The following is a 17,155-nucleotide window of genomic DNA, read 5'->3' as shown; positions in this document are numbered from 1 at the left end:
AGCGGTGTCTGAAATTGCTGCAAAATACTGTCCCGTTGTCAAGGCTGTTGTTGACGGAATAACTGTTCCGCCTGTCAATGCTGTGTACCAAACAATATTACTTTGAGTTGTCTGAATACTCGCAAACGTCGGTGCATCGTCCTGACAGAAATTTTGTGTTCCTGCTGTTACCAATGTTGGTGTTGCAGGGTTATTTACAATCACGTCAACTGTTAATCTTACTGCACTTTCACAACCAGCAGCGGTGTCTGAAATTGCTGCAAAATACTGTCCCGTTGTCAAGGCTGTTGTTGACGGAATAACTGTTCCGCCTGTCAATGCTGTGTACCAAACAATATTACTTTGAGTTGTCTGAATACTCGCAAACGTCGGTGCATCGTCCTGACAGAAATTTTGTGTTCCTGCTGTTACCAATGTCGGAGTTCCCGGATCGTTTACAATCACGTCAACTGTTAATCTTGAAGCGCTTTCACAACCAGTAACTGGATCAGAAATTGCTGCAAAATATTGCCCTGTAGTTAAAGCTGTTGTTGATGGAATCAAGGTTCCGCCTGTTAAAGCTGTATACCACACAATATTAGTTTCATTAGTCTGAATACTCGCAAATGTTGGCGCGTTTACCAGACAGAAGTTTTGTGTTCCTGCTGTTACCAGTGTAGGTGTCGCAGGGTTATTTACAATTACATCAACTGTTAATCTTACTGCACTTTCACATCCAGAAGCTGCATCTGAAATCGCTGCAAAATATTGTCCTGTAGTTAAAGCTGTTGTTGACGGAATCAATGTTCCGCCTGTTAAAGCTGTATACCACACAATATTAGTTTCATTAGTCTGAATACTCGCAAATGTTGGCGCGTTTACCAGACAGAAGTTTTGTGTTCCTGCTGTTACCAATGTTGGTGTTGCAGGATTATTAACGGTAACTGTTACCGCTAATCTTACACTACTTTCGCAACCTGTTACAGCATCTGTTGCAGCTGCATAATAAATACCGTTCACTAAAGCGGTAGTTGAAGCAACTACATTTCCTGCTGTTGGTGCATCGTACCAAACAACATTACTCTCGTTTACTTGAATACTAGCAATTGTTGGTGCATTTGCTTGACAGAAATCTTGTGTATCATCACCAGTTGTTGGTGTATTTGGATCACTAATCATTATTACTGCATCTTGTAATGTACCTGCAAGATTTTCACAAGTGTTTGTACTTGAAACAGCTGCGTAATAAGTAATCGGACTCATTGCTTTTGTTAAGCCTACAGCAGTCAATACACCTGCAGCATCTATCGTATAAGTAACAGCGTTTATAGTTGCTCCACTTGTAATTGGCTGTGTTTTAGCCGCATCTAAATACCAAGTAAATACTGGACTAGATAAAGCTGGTGCGCTTGGTGTTAATGATACTGGCAAACTATGACACACTGTTACGTCATCTACTAAAATATCATTTACATTTGAAGGAGGCAAAATTGTGAAAGTAATTTGCTTTCTATCTGCAGTAGCAGTTTCACAAAATTGATCTGAACTCACTCCAACATAATATGTATAAGTTCCTGGAGCTAATCCGTTTACTACTAACTGTGCAGTTGTCTCACCTGGAATTAACTGACTTGTAGTTCCATTAAAACTATACCAAGAATAAACTGGATTTGTTACAACTGGTGTTCCGCTTAAACTTGTTGCTAATGTTACATTTCCAGAAACAGAACAAACTGAAGTTGCTGTTCCTCCATTTAAAGTAATATCTGTTAAAGCATTTATTGGAGCAGAAGCTTTAACTTCAACAGTTACTTCTCCTCTTGCAAATGTTGCACAACCGTAACGTACCGGTTGTACGTAATATTTATAAATTCCTGCTGCTAAATTTGCCGGAACTGTAAAAGTAGGACCAGTAGCAACTGAGTTTCCTCCTGTTTCAGCATCATACCATATATAAGTTGAACATCCATCTTCAGGAATTTGAAGAGTAATATCGGTTCCTGGACAAACTATAATTTTATTTTGAGGATCTGCTCCAGTAACAGTTGTATTTGCAGTTCTTTCTACAGTATGAACTCTTAAGAAATCTAACACACTCGCAACTCCTCCAAATCGAATTCTAACTCTATCGTAAATTTCTGTTGGTGAAGAAACTAAAACCACCGCCAAAGAATTTCCCGGCAATAATCTTAAGCTTAACAATTGACTTGTATTTTGAATTGGATCTCCTACAGCTACATTTCCTAAGTAACGCTGAATAGTAAAACCAGTAAGTAAATTAACATCTAAAAGTGCTCCTGGTTTAGAAATTACTATTCTTAAAGAATCACTTATTACTGATGGTGTTTTAAACTGGACTGTTAAATCTGCAGCTGCTAAAACTCCTGCTCCACTATACATTGTAGCGAAAGTAGAAATATCATTATCTGCCACATTAAAAGCATCACTAACACCAACCAAAGCAGTAGCCGCTCCTATTCCAATATCTGTAGCTCCATAAAATACATCTTGAATATCTCCTGGAGTACAAGTTACACTTGTAACAGATCTGTTATAATAAGCATCAAACACTTTTGTATTTTGAGCTAGACTTAAAACGGAAGCAGACTGAATTCTAATTCCGTCATAATCTTGAGGTCCTGATGCATCTGATGGAACAAAAGTAAACTCATATGTATTATCCCCAGAGATTAGGTTTAATAATGAACCCGATACAGATTGCATCGTTCCAATATCAACTCCTGCTTTAGTTCCAATAACTGATAAATTTTGACCAACAGCTAACAAACTGTATTCTGATCCTAATTTTACCGTTACGGGAGTTCCTTTTACGATATTAGCTGGCCAAGTTAAATTCTGCCAAGTTGTACCAACACCCAATAGTCCTAAACCTGTTGTAATTGTTGAAAATGTTTGAGGATTTCCGTCAATAGCATTTCCAGGATTAGAAACTCCCCCTGTAAGTATATTTCCAGCTGACTGACCATTTGCATATACTCTTTCGTTCAATGATTGGCAATTGCTCAAATCAATCACATTTATAATTTTTGTTGCAGTTGCACTACAAGAACCGCTGCTTACAACCACAGTATAAGTATAAACTCCAGGAATGTTTAATTGTCCTGTTGAAAATGCTGGTCCTGCTAAAGCGTTTCCTTGAGGATCAAACCATGCAATCGCTGCTCCTGTTGGTGTTGGCGTTGCAACTAAAAGAACGGTTGTTCCAATAGCAACTGATTCTGAAGGATCTGTTACAACCACGCTTGGCAAAGCATTAATTGTAACATTGACAGCCGCTTTCGCAGAAGGACAAGTATCCCCATTTACTTGCGATGTTATAAAGTAATCACCAGCAACAGTAATATTTGCAGCTGCAACTGCAGATATTTCTACATCTGCTGCATTATAAAACTTATAAGTTGTATTTCCTGACGCATCAAAACTTGTAATAGCATCTGCTAAATTAGCACTTCCACAACCCACTAATGCTGCATTTACAGCTGGCGCAGGAGTAGTAGAAGGGAAAGTAACAGTAACTTGTTTTAATGTTCCGTTTATATTTTCGCAAGTCCCTCCATTTAAAGCTGCTATATAATAATTATATGGAGCACCTGAAGTTGCTAAACCAGAAATAGTAAGTACACCTGTTACTACATCTTTTACAAATGATGCTGTCCCAATTGTAGTTCCATCTACAATTTCTGTTGTTTTTACCTGATCTGTATAATATTTAAATTGAGCTCCACCAATATTCGACGTAGGTGCTAAAACCGCTCCGCCAACACAAGTAGCCGTTACTGAACTTGCAATATTAATATCTGCATCTGTTGGAACTTGCAATACTGTAACTGTAACAGGTTGACGAACACTATTAATACACAGACCTCTTACTTCTTCTATATAGTAAGTTGTTGTAGCTGTTAAATTACCTGTATCATAAGTATTTGTATTGGCAGCTAAAGCTGTTCCTCCACTTGGAACACTATACCAGCTAAGAGTACCTCCAGACGTCGTCGCTGCAGTTAATGCTGTTGACTGTCCAGAGCAAATTGGCGCAGTGGCACCTGTAATAGTCGCTTCTTTAAATTTGAATGAAGCTCCATAAATATCTAACTCTGTTAAAAGTGAAACAACTCCTCCTAAGCGTATTTGAACTCCTGAAAAATTAGCTCCAGCTATAAAACTAGCTCTAAATCGATTACCGCCTAATAGCTGCACATTCAAAATATTATTTATCGCCCCACCATCGCCATTACTTGCTGCTCCATTATAACTCTCTAAAGAAATATAAGAAAGAGCACTGATATCCAAAGCACCTGGTAATCCAAGTTCAACTTCAATTACATCTCCTGCAAATCCTAGATTAGAAAAATCAAGTTTTTGTTGTACATAAGCTCCTAGCCCAATAGTGTTTTGAAGTCTGGTTGCTGTATTATAATCCGCATCAACAGAAAGTCCCTCAGTACCTGAAACTGCTCCACATAATGCACACAAACCTCCACTATTTGAGATCGTTTGAGTAAAAGGTCTTAAACATGATGTAATTGTAACTGCTGGTGTAATAACAACAGTAATTGCTGTCCTTATAGTACTTACACAATCTGAGTTATTTCTAGCAGAAATATAATATGTCGTATCAGTTGTTAAGGCAGGTGTAGTATAACTTGTTCCAGTAAATAAGAATGTTCCGTCTGTTGCGGCATCATACCAATCATAAACTACTCCAGCAACAGGATTCGTAACTTGTAAAGTCACGATTTGTCCAGAAGGAATAACAACTACAGAAGAAGCTACCGTAGGAACTGAAGGTACTGGATTAACATTTACTGAAGCTTGAAAACGTGTACTGGAACAATTTCCAATAACAGCTTCCACATAATAATCCGTAGTTGTTGCTAATGGTGGCGTAGTAAATGAAGTACCTGTAAATATTAAATTTCCACCTGTTGCAGCATCATACCAATTATAGGTAGTACCAGCAACTGGAGACTGAACAGTTAAAGTAGAAGTTTTTCCACTGCAAAGATTTAATGGAAGAGCGGTAACAGAAGGCGCTACAGGATCAGTAACTAATATCTGAACTGGATTTCTCTCGCCGTTAACGCATCCATTTCTTGTTATTTCAGTATAATAAGTTGTATCTGCTGTTAAAACAGGAGTAGTAAATGTTGCGGTAGCTGCTAACGAAGGTCCTCCCGTTGCAGCACTATACCAATTTACTGTTTCTCCTGCAGCAAGAGCAGCAGTTATTGTTGCAGTTTGTCCACTGCAAATAGTTGTATTACCCGAAATAGCTGGGGCTTTATATCTGTATGAAGCTTGATAAATAGTGACCCTCGTCAATAACGTTGCTAAGCCACCTAATCGAACTTCTACACGATCAAAATTAGCTCCAGCAACTACACTAGCTCTGTAGCGGATTCCGCTTAATAATTGTAGATTAATTAAACTATTATTTACTGGTGTTCTATCATTATTAAAAGTCGCTCCATTATACGTTGCTAAACTAACATATCCAATTAAAGAGACATCTGCTAGTCCGTCTGGAAATTCTAGTTCAACATCTACAATATCACCGGCTCTTCCAGGATTTGCAAATTGTAAGGTCTGCTGAACAGATCCTGTAAGCAAACCAATAGGAACACTAAGTCCACTTCCCGTCGCAGGATTTCCATCAACAGCATTATTTGGATTTTCAAAGCCGCAAGCTAGACATAAACCATTTACAAGAGTCTGCTCACTACCAGCCTCAAGACATCCAACAAGAGATGCTGGCTGAACATTTACTATCACTGGTACTCTAGTCGCGCTCACACACCTTCCATTTGGACTTTGTGCTTCAACATAATATGTTTTTGTAGCCGTTAAAACGGGAGTTGTAAAAGTTGCTGTATTTGTTGCCACTGGTGCACCGCCTGCAGCAGTTTCATACCAATTTAATTGCGCTCCTACTTCAGAAGTTGTTGCATTTAAAGTCGCATTTTGACCTGATTGAATTGTGACACTTTGAGTTAGAACTGTAGGCGTTTCCGGAACCGCTGTCGAAACAACACTTATTCCTGTACGTGTACTTGTACAGCTTCCAATCGATGCTTCTACAAAAAATGGAGTAGTCCCTAAAGGCACCGTTGGTGAATAAGTCGTACCAGTTGCTAATGCAGTTCCACCCGTTGCAGCAGAATACCAAGAATAAGTAGTTCCTGGAACAGGATTTAAAACTGATAGATTCGTTTGCTGCGTAGCTCCCGTAGAACAAACATTTTGACCCGTGTTATTAATTGCTGGAGCAACGGGATTAGACACATTTAAAACAACTGGTACACGAACATTTCCTTCGCATCCAGCTGTTCTTGAGATTCCAATGTAGTAAGTTGTATTAGCAGTCAATGCAGGAGTAGTAAAAGTATTTCCTGTTGCTAATGCGGTTGTAGAAAATTCTGAACTATACCAAGCAAGTGTAGTTCCTGCCGCTGGAGCTGCAGTAAGAGTAGTTGGAGTACCAGCACAAACTGTTTGTGTTAAACCTCCAGCTACTGTTGGCTGTGCAAATTCTAAACGGATATCATAAATCCTTAAGTTCACCAGCAGACTTACTAGTCCACCAACTTGAACCTGAATTTGATTTGCATCTCCACTCAAAGTGTATCTCGCCACTGCAACTGTATTACCACTTAATAAATTTAAGTTCAGAAGCGGACTGTTTAACGATACTCTGGAACCTACGTCGGCACCTGAATTTTTTGCTTGAACAGTTGCGTTCGATAACAAACTAACATCCAGCAGGCTATTACCTGTACCAAAGTAAATAGCAATTTGATCACCGGCCCTCGCCGTCTGATTCAAGGTTACTGTTTCTTCGGCAACACATCCTAGTAACCCAATACCATTTGTTAAGGTTGCATAAGTAGATAAGCCAGCACTGTCAAAAGCATTGGCCGGATTATTAACATCTACTCCTATACACAAAAGTCCTCCTCCCGCACTATTTGTTTGAGACACAGGTCTACAAATAGTTTGAGAAAATGCATTAGTGCATAAAAAGAATAAAGTTAAAAGTCCTAATAATCTCATTCGATGTTTGAGATTACAAAAAGTAAAATTTTTTTTCATAATTTGGAAGATTAGAAAATGGACAATAAAACACCTCTCGCAGTAAGTGCAAGCACCTACGCAATTAAACAATCAGTTAAAAATCAAATAGTTAAATCAAAATTTAAAAACTAAGAAATCAGTCTTTAAACTACGTTTATTAAAAAAATTTATGTTGAATTCGGCATATCGAAATATGCCAGAGAACAAATCCTATCTAGAGATAAAAAAAGTTCCAGTTTTTGTGAGGAAAAATGATTGTAGTCAGTTTTCCAAGAGGAGTGATTTGATGCAGGTCTAATTTTCATAATGAAAATTTTTAGTTGACGTAGAATTGGGGGAATTCTCTTTTTATATATTTAAGTTCAATATTCTAAAGAAAGGTGATTAATCATTCTTTACAACCTTTTGTAATAAGATACTTAAGACTTGAACAATACTTATTGTCAATATAAAAGATTACGGTTCTTTATCAACTTCCGAAACGGGCTGAAAAAGAACGGTAAAATAAAAATGAAAATATCAGATAAAAAATTAGATTTAGTTATCACATAACCAGAAGGCTCATTATTGAGACGAAGTAAGCTTAATAGAATAAATAATAAAGCTAAAATAAAATGAACAACTAAAGTAAATTTGATGAAGAAAGTAATTGTCAATTCCATATGCAGATTTATTAAATTATTTTATAGTTTAAAAATTTCAATCTCAATAAACATACTTTGAAATATGAGTTTATAAAAACTATTTTAAGCCATTATGTTTTTGAAAAAATACTAAAGCAAAACTTTGTTTAACTTTCGTATTTTAAAATTAGAAAAAACACAAACACAAAACAAGAATAAAATTCCTATAATTTATTTCTTAAATAAAAACATACATCTTTGTAACCTCTGAAAATATCAGAAAAACCTACAGTTTTAACAAAATTAAGACGTAAATAATTTCTTAAATAAAAGTTCAACAAAAAGTGTTAAATAGAACAAAATAAAGTATAATCCTACATTACAACAAATTTTATCGACCAAATTATTCGCAATCCAGACCAAATACATCATAATTGTAAATTTTGATATTTATTTTTAAAAACATTGAAAGATTCAAAAAAAACAAGTATAAATACGGGGTAAAACTTTAATTAAACTTTAAACAAAAGTTAAAAAAATAAAAAAAAGGCAAACAATTAACAATCAATTGTTTGCCTTTTTAAAAGTAAAAAAGTCAGTTTTTAATAAATTATGACTCGATAATTGTATTGATCTGATTAAATAACTGTCCGTCGCTCAAAAATGCTCCCTGTTTAATCAATTCAAAAATGGAACTATTTCTCTCTTCTGTAAACACTTTCTTTCCAACTTTCATTTCGATAGCATCTGTAAACATATTATCGCTTAACCATTGGAGTCCTTCTTTTGTTAAAAAATCAGTCTCAGGAGAAAGCGATTTCAAAACAATTGATTGGATATAGGTATCAAAACAATGAAACAAAAAGATATGATTTTTAGAAAAATGCTCCAGATATTCTGCCCTGCTTAACACGCCTTCCCAAATTAAATCTGAAAAAACATCTAGCTCCTGCTCAGCAACCTCTGGCTTATTCACTTTAAGCTCTTCCCATTCTTTTCTATCAATTGCCTGCGCTGCCAAAAAACTTGCAAATTCAGCATGCAATTCATCAAACTGTTCTTTTGTTAATCTTGCGTATTTCATTTCTTTTCAAGCTTTACGCTGTAAGCTATAAGCAGTATATGGCTTAATAACTTAAAGTCTAAATTATTTATTGTAAAAAAAAATCCCGATTTACATCGGGATTTCAGTATAGATTTTAAAACTATTACTTTTCAGCAACAATTTCGTATGGTAATTCAACAATTACATCTCTGTGTAAACGGATGCTAGCGCTGTATTTTCCTGTACGTTTAACAATACCACTAGTGATGAATTTTCTATCGATAGCATTTCCAGATTTCTCTAAAGCTTCAGCAATATCGATATTAGTGATAGAACCAAAAAGTTTCTCTCCACCAGCTTTTGCAGTAAGTTTAATTTCAAGAGCTTTTAAAGTTTCAGCTAATGCTTTTGCATCAGCAACAACTTTAGCTTCTTTGTGTGCTCTTTGTTTTAGGTTTTCAGCCAAAACTTTCTTTGCAGAAGGTGTAGCTAAATGCGCGAATCCTTGAGGAATTAAAAAGTTACGACCGTAACCAGCTTTAACTGATACTACATCATCTTTAAATCCTAAGTTTTGTACGTCTTGTTTTAAAATAAGTTCCATGTTGTTGTCCTTATATTTTAGAAGTTAGGTTCTGCATAACAGAAACCAGCGACTATAGTTTTTAATTATTTTAATAAATCGGCCACGTATGGCATTAAAGCTAAGTGACGAGCTCTTTTTACAGCTACAGAAACTTTTCTTTGGTATTTTAATGAAGTTCCAGTTAAACGACGAGGAAGAATTTTTCCTTGCTCATTAACGAATTTCAATAAGAAATCAGCATCTTTATAATCGATATATTTGATTCCTGATTTTTTGAAACGGCAATACTTTTTAGTTTTGTTAGTTTCAATGTTTAAAGGCGTTAAATATCTGATATCTCCGTCTTTTTTTCCTTTTGCAGATTGCTCTATTGTAGACATAATAATTAAGCTTTAGTAGATTTTAATTTTGCTCTTCTTCTTTCCGCCCATGAAATAGCATGCTTGTCTAAACTTACAGTTAAGAAACGCATAACTCTTTCGTCACGTCTAAATTCAGTTTCAAAAGCAATTAGAACTTCTCCAGCTACTTTGAATTCGAATAAGTGATAAAAACCACTTTTTTTGTTTTGGATTTCGTAAGCCATTTTTTTCAGACCCCAATCCTCTTTCGACACCATTTCAGCTCCTCTACTAGTAAGAAATTCTTCAAATTTCGTTACTGTTTCCTTCACCTGAACCTCAGATAAAACGGGATTTAAAATGAAAACAGTTTCATAATGATTCATAAATACGATATTTATTTGTTAAAATTGGGTGCAAAAGTAATCATTATATTTAAATACACAACACTTTTTTACTTTTATTCGTCATAATACAAAAAATGTGCGTTCATTTTAGTTTTTTTTCCAAAAAAATAATACATTTACTACTGCTATCCTGAATTTATTCTAAATTTAAAAAGTTATGAAACTAAACTGTGTTGTTGTAGATGATAGTTCTATACAAAGGACAATTATTGCCAAACTGGTTAATAATCACCCAGGCTTGCATTTAATCGGTGACTTCTCTAATGCTATTGAAGCAAAAAGCTGTATCTCATTAAATAATATTGATCTTATATTCCTTGATATAGAAATGCCTGTTATTAACGGTTTTGACTTCCTTGACGGACTAAAAACAAAACCGCAGATTATATTTATTACTTCTAAAGCTGAATATGCCTTGAAAGCTTTCGACTACGACGCTACAGATTATCTGCAGAAACCAATTGCCGTTGACCGCTTTAATGCTTCTGTTAAAAGGGCTATCGATATGCATCTTCTTAAAAAAGATGTCAAAGAAGAAGAAGGCGAACATATTTTCATCAAAAGTAATCTTAAAAAACTTAAAATTTTCACTTCAAAAATAAAATGGATTGAAGCTTTTGGAGATTACGTAAGAGTCGTTACAGAAGATGACAGCAACCTTGTTCTTTCTACAATGAAATCTTTTGAAAATGACTTATCAAAAGATAAGTTTATTCGTGTACACAAATCATATATTATTAATATAGATAAAGTAGAGCGTTTCAATAGCAAATTTGCTGAAATCGGTATTACTAAAATACCGTTAAGCCGAAACAAAAAAGAAGATTTAGTAAGAGCACTTTCTACGTCTTCTTAATTTTACAATTAATAGAAATCTACGTTAATCACAACTTTTATAGCTCTGTATTGAGCAACAGCTTCAAAACTATTCAACATTTTCTGAATAGTTTTTTTTGTGTTTCCTAAATGCAGGTTATTCGGAATCTTAACCAGGATAGTTCTTATATATTCATTCCTGATTCTGCTTATTGCAGGTTCTTCAGGTCCCAATACAGGCATTCCAAGATTTTGACTCAAAACTTGATACAGCCACATCGATCCTTCTTTTAGCTTCTCAAATTCTTTGTGTTTTAAAGTCAGTTTTATAATTCTGAAATAAGGTGGGTATTTATAAATTTGTCGATCGTACAACTGTTCCTTATACATACCTATATAATTATGGTTTGTAACTTGCTGAATTGTATTATGATCTGGATTATAGGTTTGAATAACAACCTTCCCTTGCTTTTCAGATCTTCCGGCTCTTCCAGCAACTTGCGTCATCATTTGAAAACTGCGTTCAAAAGCTCTAAAATCGGGATGATGGAGCATATTATCTGCATTCATAATTCCAACCAGACTCACATTATCAAAATCCAAACCTTTGGCCAGCATTTGTGTTCCGACCAAAATATCGATTTCTCTATTTTTAAATGTATCTATAATCTTTTCAAAACCATATTTTCCCCGGGTTGTATCCTGATCCATTCGCGCCGTTTTTGCCTTTGGAAAAAGAGATAACAACTCCTGCTCTATTTGTTCCGTTCCAAAACCTTTTGTAGTCAAATCTATACTCGAACAGCTGTGACAATTTGTTGGCTTTGCAATAGAATAACCGCAGTAATGACAACGAAGCTGATTTTTGTGTTTATGATACGTTAAACTCACATCGCACTGCTGGCAATGCGGCACGTGACCGCAAGTCAAACATTCTATTATAGGCGAATATCCTCTTCTGTTTTGAAATAAAATTACCTGCTCGCCCAAAGACAAAGCTTCTGCAATTTCTTCAATTAAAAGGTCACTAAAATGCCCTGTCATTCTTTTCCTGAAATGCTTGTCTTTCAAATCAACCAAAAGAACCTCGGGCATGCGAACATTTTTATAACGTTCTGAAAGTGTAATTAGCCCGTATTTTTCATTTTGAGCATTAAAATATGTCTCAATACTTGGAGTTGCAGAACCTAATAAAACTTTAGCATTATGAAAATTAGCCAAAACAATTGCTGCATCTCTGGCGTGGTATCTCGGCGCAGGATCTGTCTGCTTAAAAGTCTGTTCGTGCTCTTCATCAACAATCAATAATCCCAAATCATTAAAAGGCAGAAACAATGCAGACCTTGCTCCTATTACAATTTGTGCTTTTTCTGAATTTTCGAGCGTTTGCCTCCAAACCTCAACACGTTCATTATTACTGTATTTAGAATGAAAAACAGCCACTTTATCTCCAAAATGAAGTCGTAAACGAGAAACCAATTGCGTTGTAAGTGCAATTTCAGGAAGCAGATACAAAACTTGTCTTCCTGTCTGCAGATATTCTTCAATTAATTTGATATAAATTTCAGTCTTTCCGCTTGAAGTTACACCATGAAGCAAAGAAACTTCTTTCTCTAAAAAACTCTCTTTTATGGCGACAAAAGCATTTTCCTGAGCTTCACTTAACCGAAGTTCTTTTTCTGTTTTCTCTCCGTTAAATGTAATTCGGTCTTGCTGTAAATAATATTCTTCGAAGATTTCATTCTTAACCAAAGTTTTGATGACAGCCGAAGTACATCCCGAAACTTCTGCCAATTTTTTATCGGTGATAGGTTTCTTTTCGGAAGCACTGAGTTGAAAGTAATTCAAGACAATTTCCTTTTGCTTATCTTTTTTTAATACTTCCAGCAATTCTTGCAAGCCTTGATCTGTTTCGTATTGCGAATGTAATTTTACATATCGAACCAATTTTGGTTTATAAATTTCTTTTATTTCTTCTTCTAAAACAATAATATCTTTCGCTATTAATTTCTGAAGAATAGGCAGAATGTTTTTTCTATTTAAAATGGAAGCAATTTCCTGAACCTTAAGCGAACTTTGATGCTGTAATGCTTCATATATCAAAAACTCGTCGTCAGAAAGTTCTGAATCATTAACGAGAACTTCTGGTTTATGCGAAACAATTGTTTCACTTTCCAATAATAATCCTGTTGGAAAAGCACCGCGATAAACATCGCCAATACCGCACATATAATAATTGGCAACCCAAAGCCAGTGTTTAATCTGAATTTCGGTTGCTATTGGATTTTCATCTAAGATTTGATGAATTTCTTTTGCTTCATATAATGTTGGCGCGTTCTCATGTATATCCAACACAAGAGCCGTATAAATTTTGTTTTTACCAAAAGGCACCGCAACCCTCATCCCTTTTTTAATATAATGGAATTCGGCCTCAGAAACGCGATATGTAAAGGTTTTTGCTAAAGAAAGCGGTAAAATAACTTCGATAAAAAACATGTTGATATTTATAAAGATTGCGGAAATGAATTTGAAAAATCAAAAATATTTACCTTTCAAAAAGCATATCTTTTAATTGAACCAAAAATTGGCAGTATGATTAATCCTTTTAAGAAAACATCAACAGCTTTATTAGATTTTACGGTATCATCACTATTTTCTGCTCCAAAGCGTAGTTCAGCAACTGTTATTTCAGAAATATAACAATTCTCCAAACCAATCTCCTTTAGCATTTTATCAAGATTAAGTTTTCCTCTAAGAAAGAAAACACAAATACTTGTATCTAGTAAATATCCCATTAAAACTTAATTTCCTTATTCTTAAAGTTTCTATTAGCTTTTATTTCAGAAACAATTTCTTCTGCAGATTTTTCGGATGCAAAAGCTCCAAAAGATTTATAAAAATTATTCTCTTTCGATTTATTACCTTTAATAGATTTTGTCAGTCTTTCTATAAGCTCAATCTTATTAGAAAAACTAAGCCCCTCAAATAAGCTTGAGTAAGCCTCCAGTATATTTTTATCTGTTACAGTCATTCTATTTCTCTTTATTATTTAGAATTACAAAATTAAACTATTTTTAGACTTTAAAACATGAATAGTAAACATTAAAAAAGTTACTTTTTTCCTGAAGATTTTTGAGCCAAATACGAATTAACTAATTCCAAAGTATGATTTAAAGAATTCGTATTTTTCCAATCATCATGACCTGCAATAATATAAACTGGATTTTTAAATTTTGATTTCACTTTACCAATCGATTGTTTCCATTCTTTTACATTAGAATCACCCAAATACCCTAAATCTTTTGCTTCGGCACTTTTTATAAAACAACCTCCATAAAGTACTTTTTCTTTATTAAACCAAGCCACAATATTATCTGATGCATGTCCTTTTCCTGGATAATACACTTCAAAAGTATGCTGTCCAACTGTAAAAGTTGTGTCATTTGGAATTATAAATTCGGCTCTCGGTTTCTTTTCTTTTTTAAGAATATCATCTGTCAACTTAATCGAATAGGTTTTCACACCTTTCTTTCTGTAAAAATCAAATCCGCCGGCACGATCATCATGCGAATGCGTGGCAAAAAGCATCACAACTTCTTTATTATGTTTCGCTTTTATACTGTCTAACAATGGCTGAAACTGTGTTGTATCCCAAGGCGCATCAAACAAAACAACACCTTTATCTGTAACCAGATACATGGCATTGGCAGAAATTTTAGTGCCTTTGTAATTGCTAAAAGTTCTATAAACATAAAAGTCACCCGTAAGATGACTTATTTGTAATGGCGAATTCTTAGATTGTCCAAAACTATTTGAAACTAGGACTAAGAATAAAATTATCGAAGCTAATTTTCGCATGTATTATTTCAATTAATTTTTCACTCGAGTCCAGTATTGTGTTCTTCCCATTATAGAAACTCCCACATAACCGCGAAGTTTTAATTTGTCTCCAGATTCTAATGCGATATAACATTTGTATTTTTTCCCGCTTGTTGGGTCTAAAATTGTTCCGCCGTTATATTCTGAACCGTCTTTTTTAAGATCGTTGATAATTACCATTCCTAAAATCGGTTTATTTTTATTTGCCCCTTCACACTTTACACACGCATCTTTTTTGTGGTTTTCGCGAAGAATTTCTATGACCTTACCATATATTTTTCCAGACTTTTCGTAAATCTCTACAATAGATTTTGCTTCACCTGTTTCATCGTCAATTGTTTTCCATTTTCCAATTACACTTTGACTTTGCATGGTCAAGGCAAAGAAGAACACTCCGATAGTTAGCATCAAATTTTTCATATTATTTTTCTTTTTTTTGTTTTAATTTTCTGATAGAAGCATTCAATTCGAACCCTAAAAGCAGAATCATACAGTTTATCCAAATATAAAACATTAGAATTAATAATGTTCCAATAGAACCATAAAGTTCGTTATATTTCGAAAATTTTATAACCCAAATCCCAAAAAAGAACGAAGATATAACAATTAGGATCGTCGTAAAAACAGATCCAATACTTATAAAAGGAACTTTATTATATTGTTTTGTACCATAACGCAATAATATTGAAGACGTTATCAATATCATCAAGATAACAAACAAATATCGACCCAAAATAATCAACGGAATCCTGTCGCTCAACACATCCTGAATAATTGTTTTTTGAATAAATACCTCGAATACAACAATTGTAGCTACTGTGACAAACAAAATAATAGTCATAACAAGCGAAATGGCAAGCGCCACAAGATATTGACTAAAAAAACCACGTTTATCAAAAACATGCTTAGACGATTCAAAACCACTCAAAATTCCATTAATACCATTTGCCATTAAAAAAATGGAAAGCAAAAATCCCGACGATAATAACCCTGAGTGACTATTATTCAAGATATCACTGATAATTTTACTAATTGCATCATATGTATTTGGAGGTACTCCCTGCTGTACAAACTGTAGAAAATCTTCTTGAAAATTATCTATAGGAATAAACGGAATTAAGTTTAAAATAAATAAGGCAAAAGGAAACAAAGCCATAAAAAAACTGAAAGAAACCGCACTGGCATGATACGAAAATGCACCTTCAAGAATTCCTAAAGTATACATTTCAAGCAAATCGTACAAAGAAAATCCCTCTAACCAAGGGAGTTTTATTCTCTTTAAAAACCGAGCCAGGTTGCGTATTACAGGCAGTTTTTCAATCCGAGCTTCTATCTCTTTCGACATATTTTTTTGATTTTAGTCCCGAATCCTCAGGATTGAGAGTTTAGATTATAGCTTTTAAGAGCTTTGAAATAGAATTTTTAAACTCAAAACTTACAACTCACGACTACTCATTTTAAAATGCTTTAAGACTCAAATCCATGTTGTAGACAGAATGCGTTAACGCTCCAGACGAAATATAATTTACACCGCACAAAGCATATTCGCGAATGGTTTTTTCATTGATATTTCCTGAAGATTCTGTCTGGCATTTTAAACCGATCAATTTTACTGCAGTTTTAGTATCTTCATAATTAAAGTTATCAATCAGGATTCTATGAACGCCGTCGCTCAATAAAATCTCTCTTATTTCATCTAAATTACGAGCTTCAACAATGATCTTTAAATCAAGATTATTTTCTTTCAGATATTCTTTTGTTTTTGAAATAGCACGCGTGATGCCTCCGGCAAAATCGATATGATTGTCTTTTAACATCACCATATCATAAAGTGCAAAACGGTGGTTTTCGCCTCCTCCTATTTTTACAGCCCATTTTTCTGCCGCTCTAAAATTTGGAGTTGTCTTACGAGTATCTAATATTTTAGCGCCAGTTCCTTCTAAAAGCTGTACGTACTGATTGGTCTTTGTCGCAATGGCAGACATACGCTGCATCGTGTTTAAAACCACTCTTTCGGCCTTTAAAATAGATTGAGAACTTCCTGAAACTTCAAAGACAACTTCTCCGAATTCTACATGCGTTCCGTCTTCGATAAAAGTTTTTACTTTCAATTTCGGATCTACGTATTCAAATATCATTTTGGCAACTTCAACACCAGCAATAATCCCTTGATCTTTTACCAATAATTTTGCCTGACCATGAGCAGTTTCTGGAATACAGGCCAGCGAACTGTAATCGCCTGTACCAACATCTTCTCTAATGGCATTGCTTATCAAAAGTTGTAATTCTGCTTGAAATTGGGCTTCACTAATCATTTTTCTATTTTTATAATATGCTAAATTAGGATATATTTTATGGATTTGAAAGTTTACTTTCTGCAAAAAGTT

12 protein-coding genes and 1 pseudogene are annotated in these 17,155 nt (G+C 34.6%); 1 reads left to right on the top strand and 12 read right to left on the bottom strand.

The genetic code is table 11. The annotated features are described in order from the left end of the window. From BSF42_RS19515 to rpsF, 5 genes and pseudogenes are all read right to left on the bottom strand, one after another. Positions 1–7,089 (bottom strand): annotated as a pseudogene (locus BSF42_RS19515) (hypothetical protein); the annotation flags it as partial. 1,215 nt (positions 7,090–8,304) lie between these two features. Beyond that, on the bottom strand, positions 8,305–8,778 hold the full coding sequence (locus BSF42_RS19510; RefSeq protein ID WP_095954779.1) for a DUF6495 family protein: 474 nt from the start codon (positions 8,776–8,778) through the stop codon (positions 8,305–8,307). A 124-nt stretch (positions 8,779–8,902) separates the two neighbouring features. After that, positions 8,903–9,343, bottom strand: a complete 441-nt coding sequence (gene rplI, locus BSF42_RS19505) for a 50S ribosomal protein L9 (RefSeq protein WP_095954778.1) — start codon at positions 9,341–9,343, stop codon at positions 8,903–8,905. Positions 9,344–9,408: 65 nt separating this feature from the next. Continuing rightward, positions 9,409–9,705, bottom strand: a complete 297-nt coding sequence (gene rpsR / locus BSF42_RS19500; RefSeq protein ID WP_002987043.1) for a 30S ribosomal protein S18 — start codon at positions 9,703–9,705, stop codon at positions 9,409–9,411. A 5-nt stretch (positions 9,706–9,710) separates the two neighbouring features. Beyond that, the gene (rpsF, locus tag BSF42_RS19495; protein WP_007810575.1) at positions 9,711–10,052 is read right to left on the bottom strand and encodes a 30S ribosomal protein S6; all 342 of its coding nucleotides are present in this window, start codon (positions 10,050–10,052) and stop codon (positions 9,711–9,713) included. Positions 10,053–10,230: 178 nt separating this feature from the next. On the opposite strand from rpsF, the gene BSF42_RS19490 reads away from it, so the two are divergent. After that, positions 10,231–10,929 carry a LytTR family DNA-binding domain-containing protein gene (locus BSF42_RS19490; protein WP_095954777.1) on the top strand — a complete coding sequence of 233 codons (699 nt, stop codon included), beginning with the start codon at positions 10,231–10,233 and terminating at the stop codon, positions 10,927–10,929. Positions 10,930–10,937: 8 nt separating this feature from the next. On the opposite strand, the gene priA is transcribed toward BSF42_RS19490, so the two are convergent. The 7 genes from priA to nadC all read right to left on the bottom strand — a co-directional run bounded on the left by priA (position 10,938) and on the right by nadC (position 17,083). After that, positions 10,938–13,385: a primosomal protein N' gene (gene priA, locus BSF42_RS19485; protein WP_095954776.1), complete on the bottom strand. Its 2,448-nt coding sequence runs from the start codon at positions 13,383–13,385 to the stop codon at positions 10,938–10,940. 56 nt (positions 13,386–13,441) lie between these two features. Then, complete coding sequence (locus BSF42_RS19480; RefSeq protein WP_095954775.1) at positions 13,442–13,684, bottom strand: PIN domain-containing protein; 243 nt, start codon at positions 13,682–13,684, stop codon at positions 13,442–13,444. Then, positions 13,684–13,920, bottom strand: coding sequence for a hypothetical protein (locus BSF42_RS19475; protein ID WP_095954774.1), 237 nt, complete (start codon positions 13,918–13,920; stop codon positions 13,684–13,686). Before BSF42_RS19475 ends, BSF42_RS19480 begins: the two co-directional genes overlap by 1 nt. A gap of 80 nt (positions 13,921–14,000) precedes the next feature. Continuing rightward, positions 14,001–14,747, bottom strand: coding sequence for a subclass B1 metallo-beta-lactamase (bla-B1-FLAV, locus tag BSF42_RS19470; protein ID WP_095954773.1), 747 nt, complete (start codon positions 14,745–14,747; stop codon positions 14,001–14,003). Between the two features lie 12 nt (positions 14,748–14,759). Continuing rightward, positions 14,760–15,188 carry a DUF2147 domain-containing protein gene (locus BSF42_RS19465; RefSeq protein WP_095954772.1) on the bottom strand — a complete coding sequence of 143 codons (429 nt, stop codon included), beginning with the start codon at positions 15,186–15,188 and terminating at the stop codon, positions 14,760–14,762. A 1-nt stretch (position 15,189) separates the two neighbouring features. Next, positions 15,190–16,113: a YihY/virulence factor BrkB family protein gene (locus BSF42_RS19460; RefSeq protein ID WP_095954771.1), complete on the bottom strand. Its 924-nt coding sequence runs from the start codon at positions 16,111–16,113 to the stop codon at positions 15,190–15,192. Between the two features lie 112 nt (positions 16,114–16,225). Continuing rightward, entirely contained in the window at positions 16,226–17,083 is an 858-nt protein-coding gene (gene nadC / locus BSF42_RS19455) for a carboxylating nicotinate-nucleotide diphosphorylase (protein WP_095954784.1), read from the bottom strand. Positions 17,084–17,155 lie beyond the last annotated feature (72 nt).

It is taken from the genome of Flavobacterium sp. ACN6 (assembly GCF_002304005.1).
Classification (GTDB): Bacteria; Bacteroidota; Bacteroidia; order Flavobacteriales; family Flavobacteriaceae; genus Flavobacterium.
This window is presented reverse-complemented; position numbering and strand designations above follow the sequence as displayed.

Bases quoted from the DNA above. Each gene is read 5' to 3' on its own strand.
- BSF42_RS19510 (WP_095954779.1), bottom strand. From the start codon at position 8,778: ATGAAATACGCAAGATTAACAAAAGAACAGTTTGATGAATTGCATGCT.
- rplI (WP_095954778.1), bottom strand. From the start codon at position 9,343: ATGGAACTTATTTTAAAACAAGACGTACAAAACTTAGGATTTAAAGAT.
- rpsR (WP_002987043.1), bottom strand. From the start codon at position 9,705: ATGTCTACAATAGAGCAATCTGCAAAAGGAAAAAAAGACGGAGATATC.
- rpsF (WP_007810575.1), bottom strand. From the start codon at position 10,052: ATGAATCATTATGAAACTGTTTTCATTTTAAATCCCGTTTTATCTGAG.
- BSF42_RS19490 (WP_095954777.1), top strand. From the start codon at position 10,231: ATGAAACTAAACTGTGTTGTTGTAGATGATAGTTCTATACAAAGGACA.
- priA (WP_095954776.1), bottom strand. From the start codon at position 13,385: ATGTTTTTTATCGAAGTTATTTTACCGCTTTCTTTAGCAAAAACCTTT.
- BSF42_RS19480 (WP_095954775.1), bottom strand. From the start codon at position 13,684: ATGGGATATTTACTAGATACAAGTATTTGTGTTTTCTTTCTTAGAGGA.
- BSF42_RS19475 (WP_095954774.1), bottom strand. From the start codon at position 13,920: ATGACTGTAACAGATAAAAATATACTGGAGGCTTACTCAAGCTTATTT.
- bla-B1-FLAV (WP_095954773.1), bottom strand. From the start codon at position 14,747: ATGCGAAAATTAGCTTCGATAATTTTATTCTTAGTCCTAGTTTCAAAT.
- BSF42_RS19465 (WP_095954772.1), bottom strand. From the start codon at position 15,188: ATGAAAAATTTGATGCTAACTATCGGAGTGTTCTTCTTTGCCTTGACC.
- BSF42_RS19460 (WP_095954771.1), bottom strand. From the start codon at position 16,113: ATGTCGAAAGAGATAGAAGCTCGGATTGAAAAACTGCCTGTAATACGC.
- nadC (WP_095954784.1), bottom strand. From the start codon at position 17,083: ATGATTAGTGAAGCCCAATTTCAAGCAGAATTACAACTTTTGATAAGC.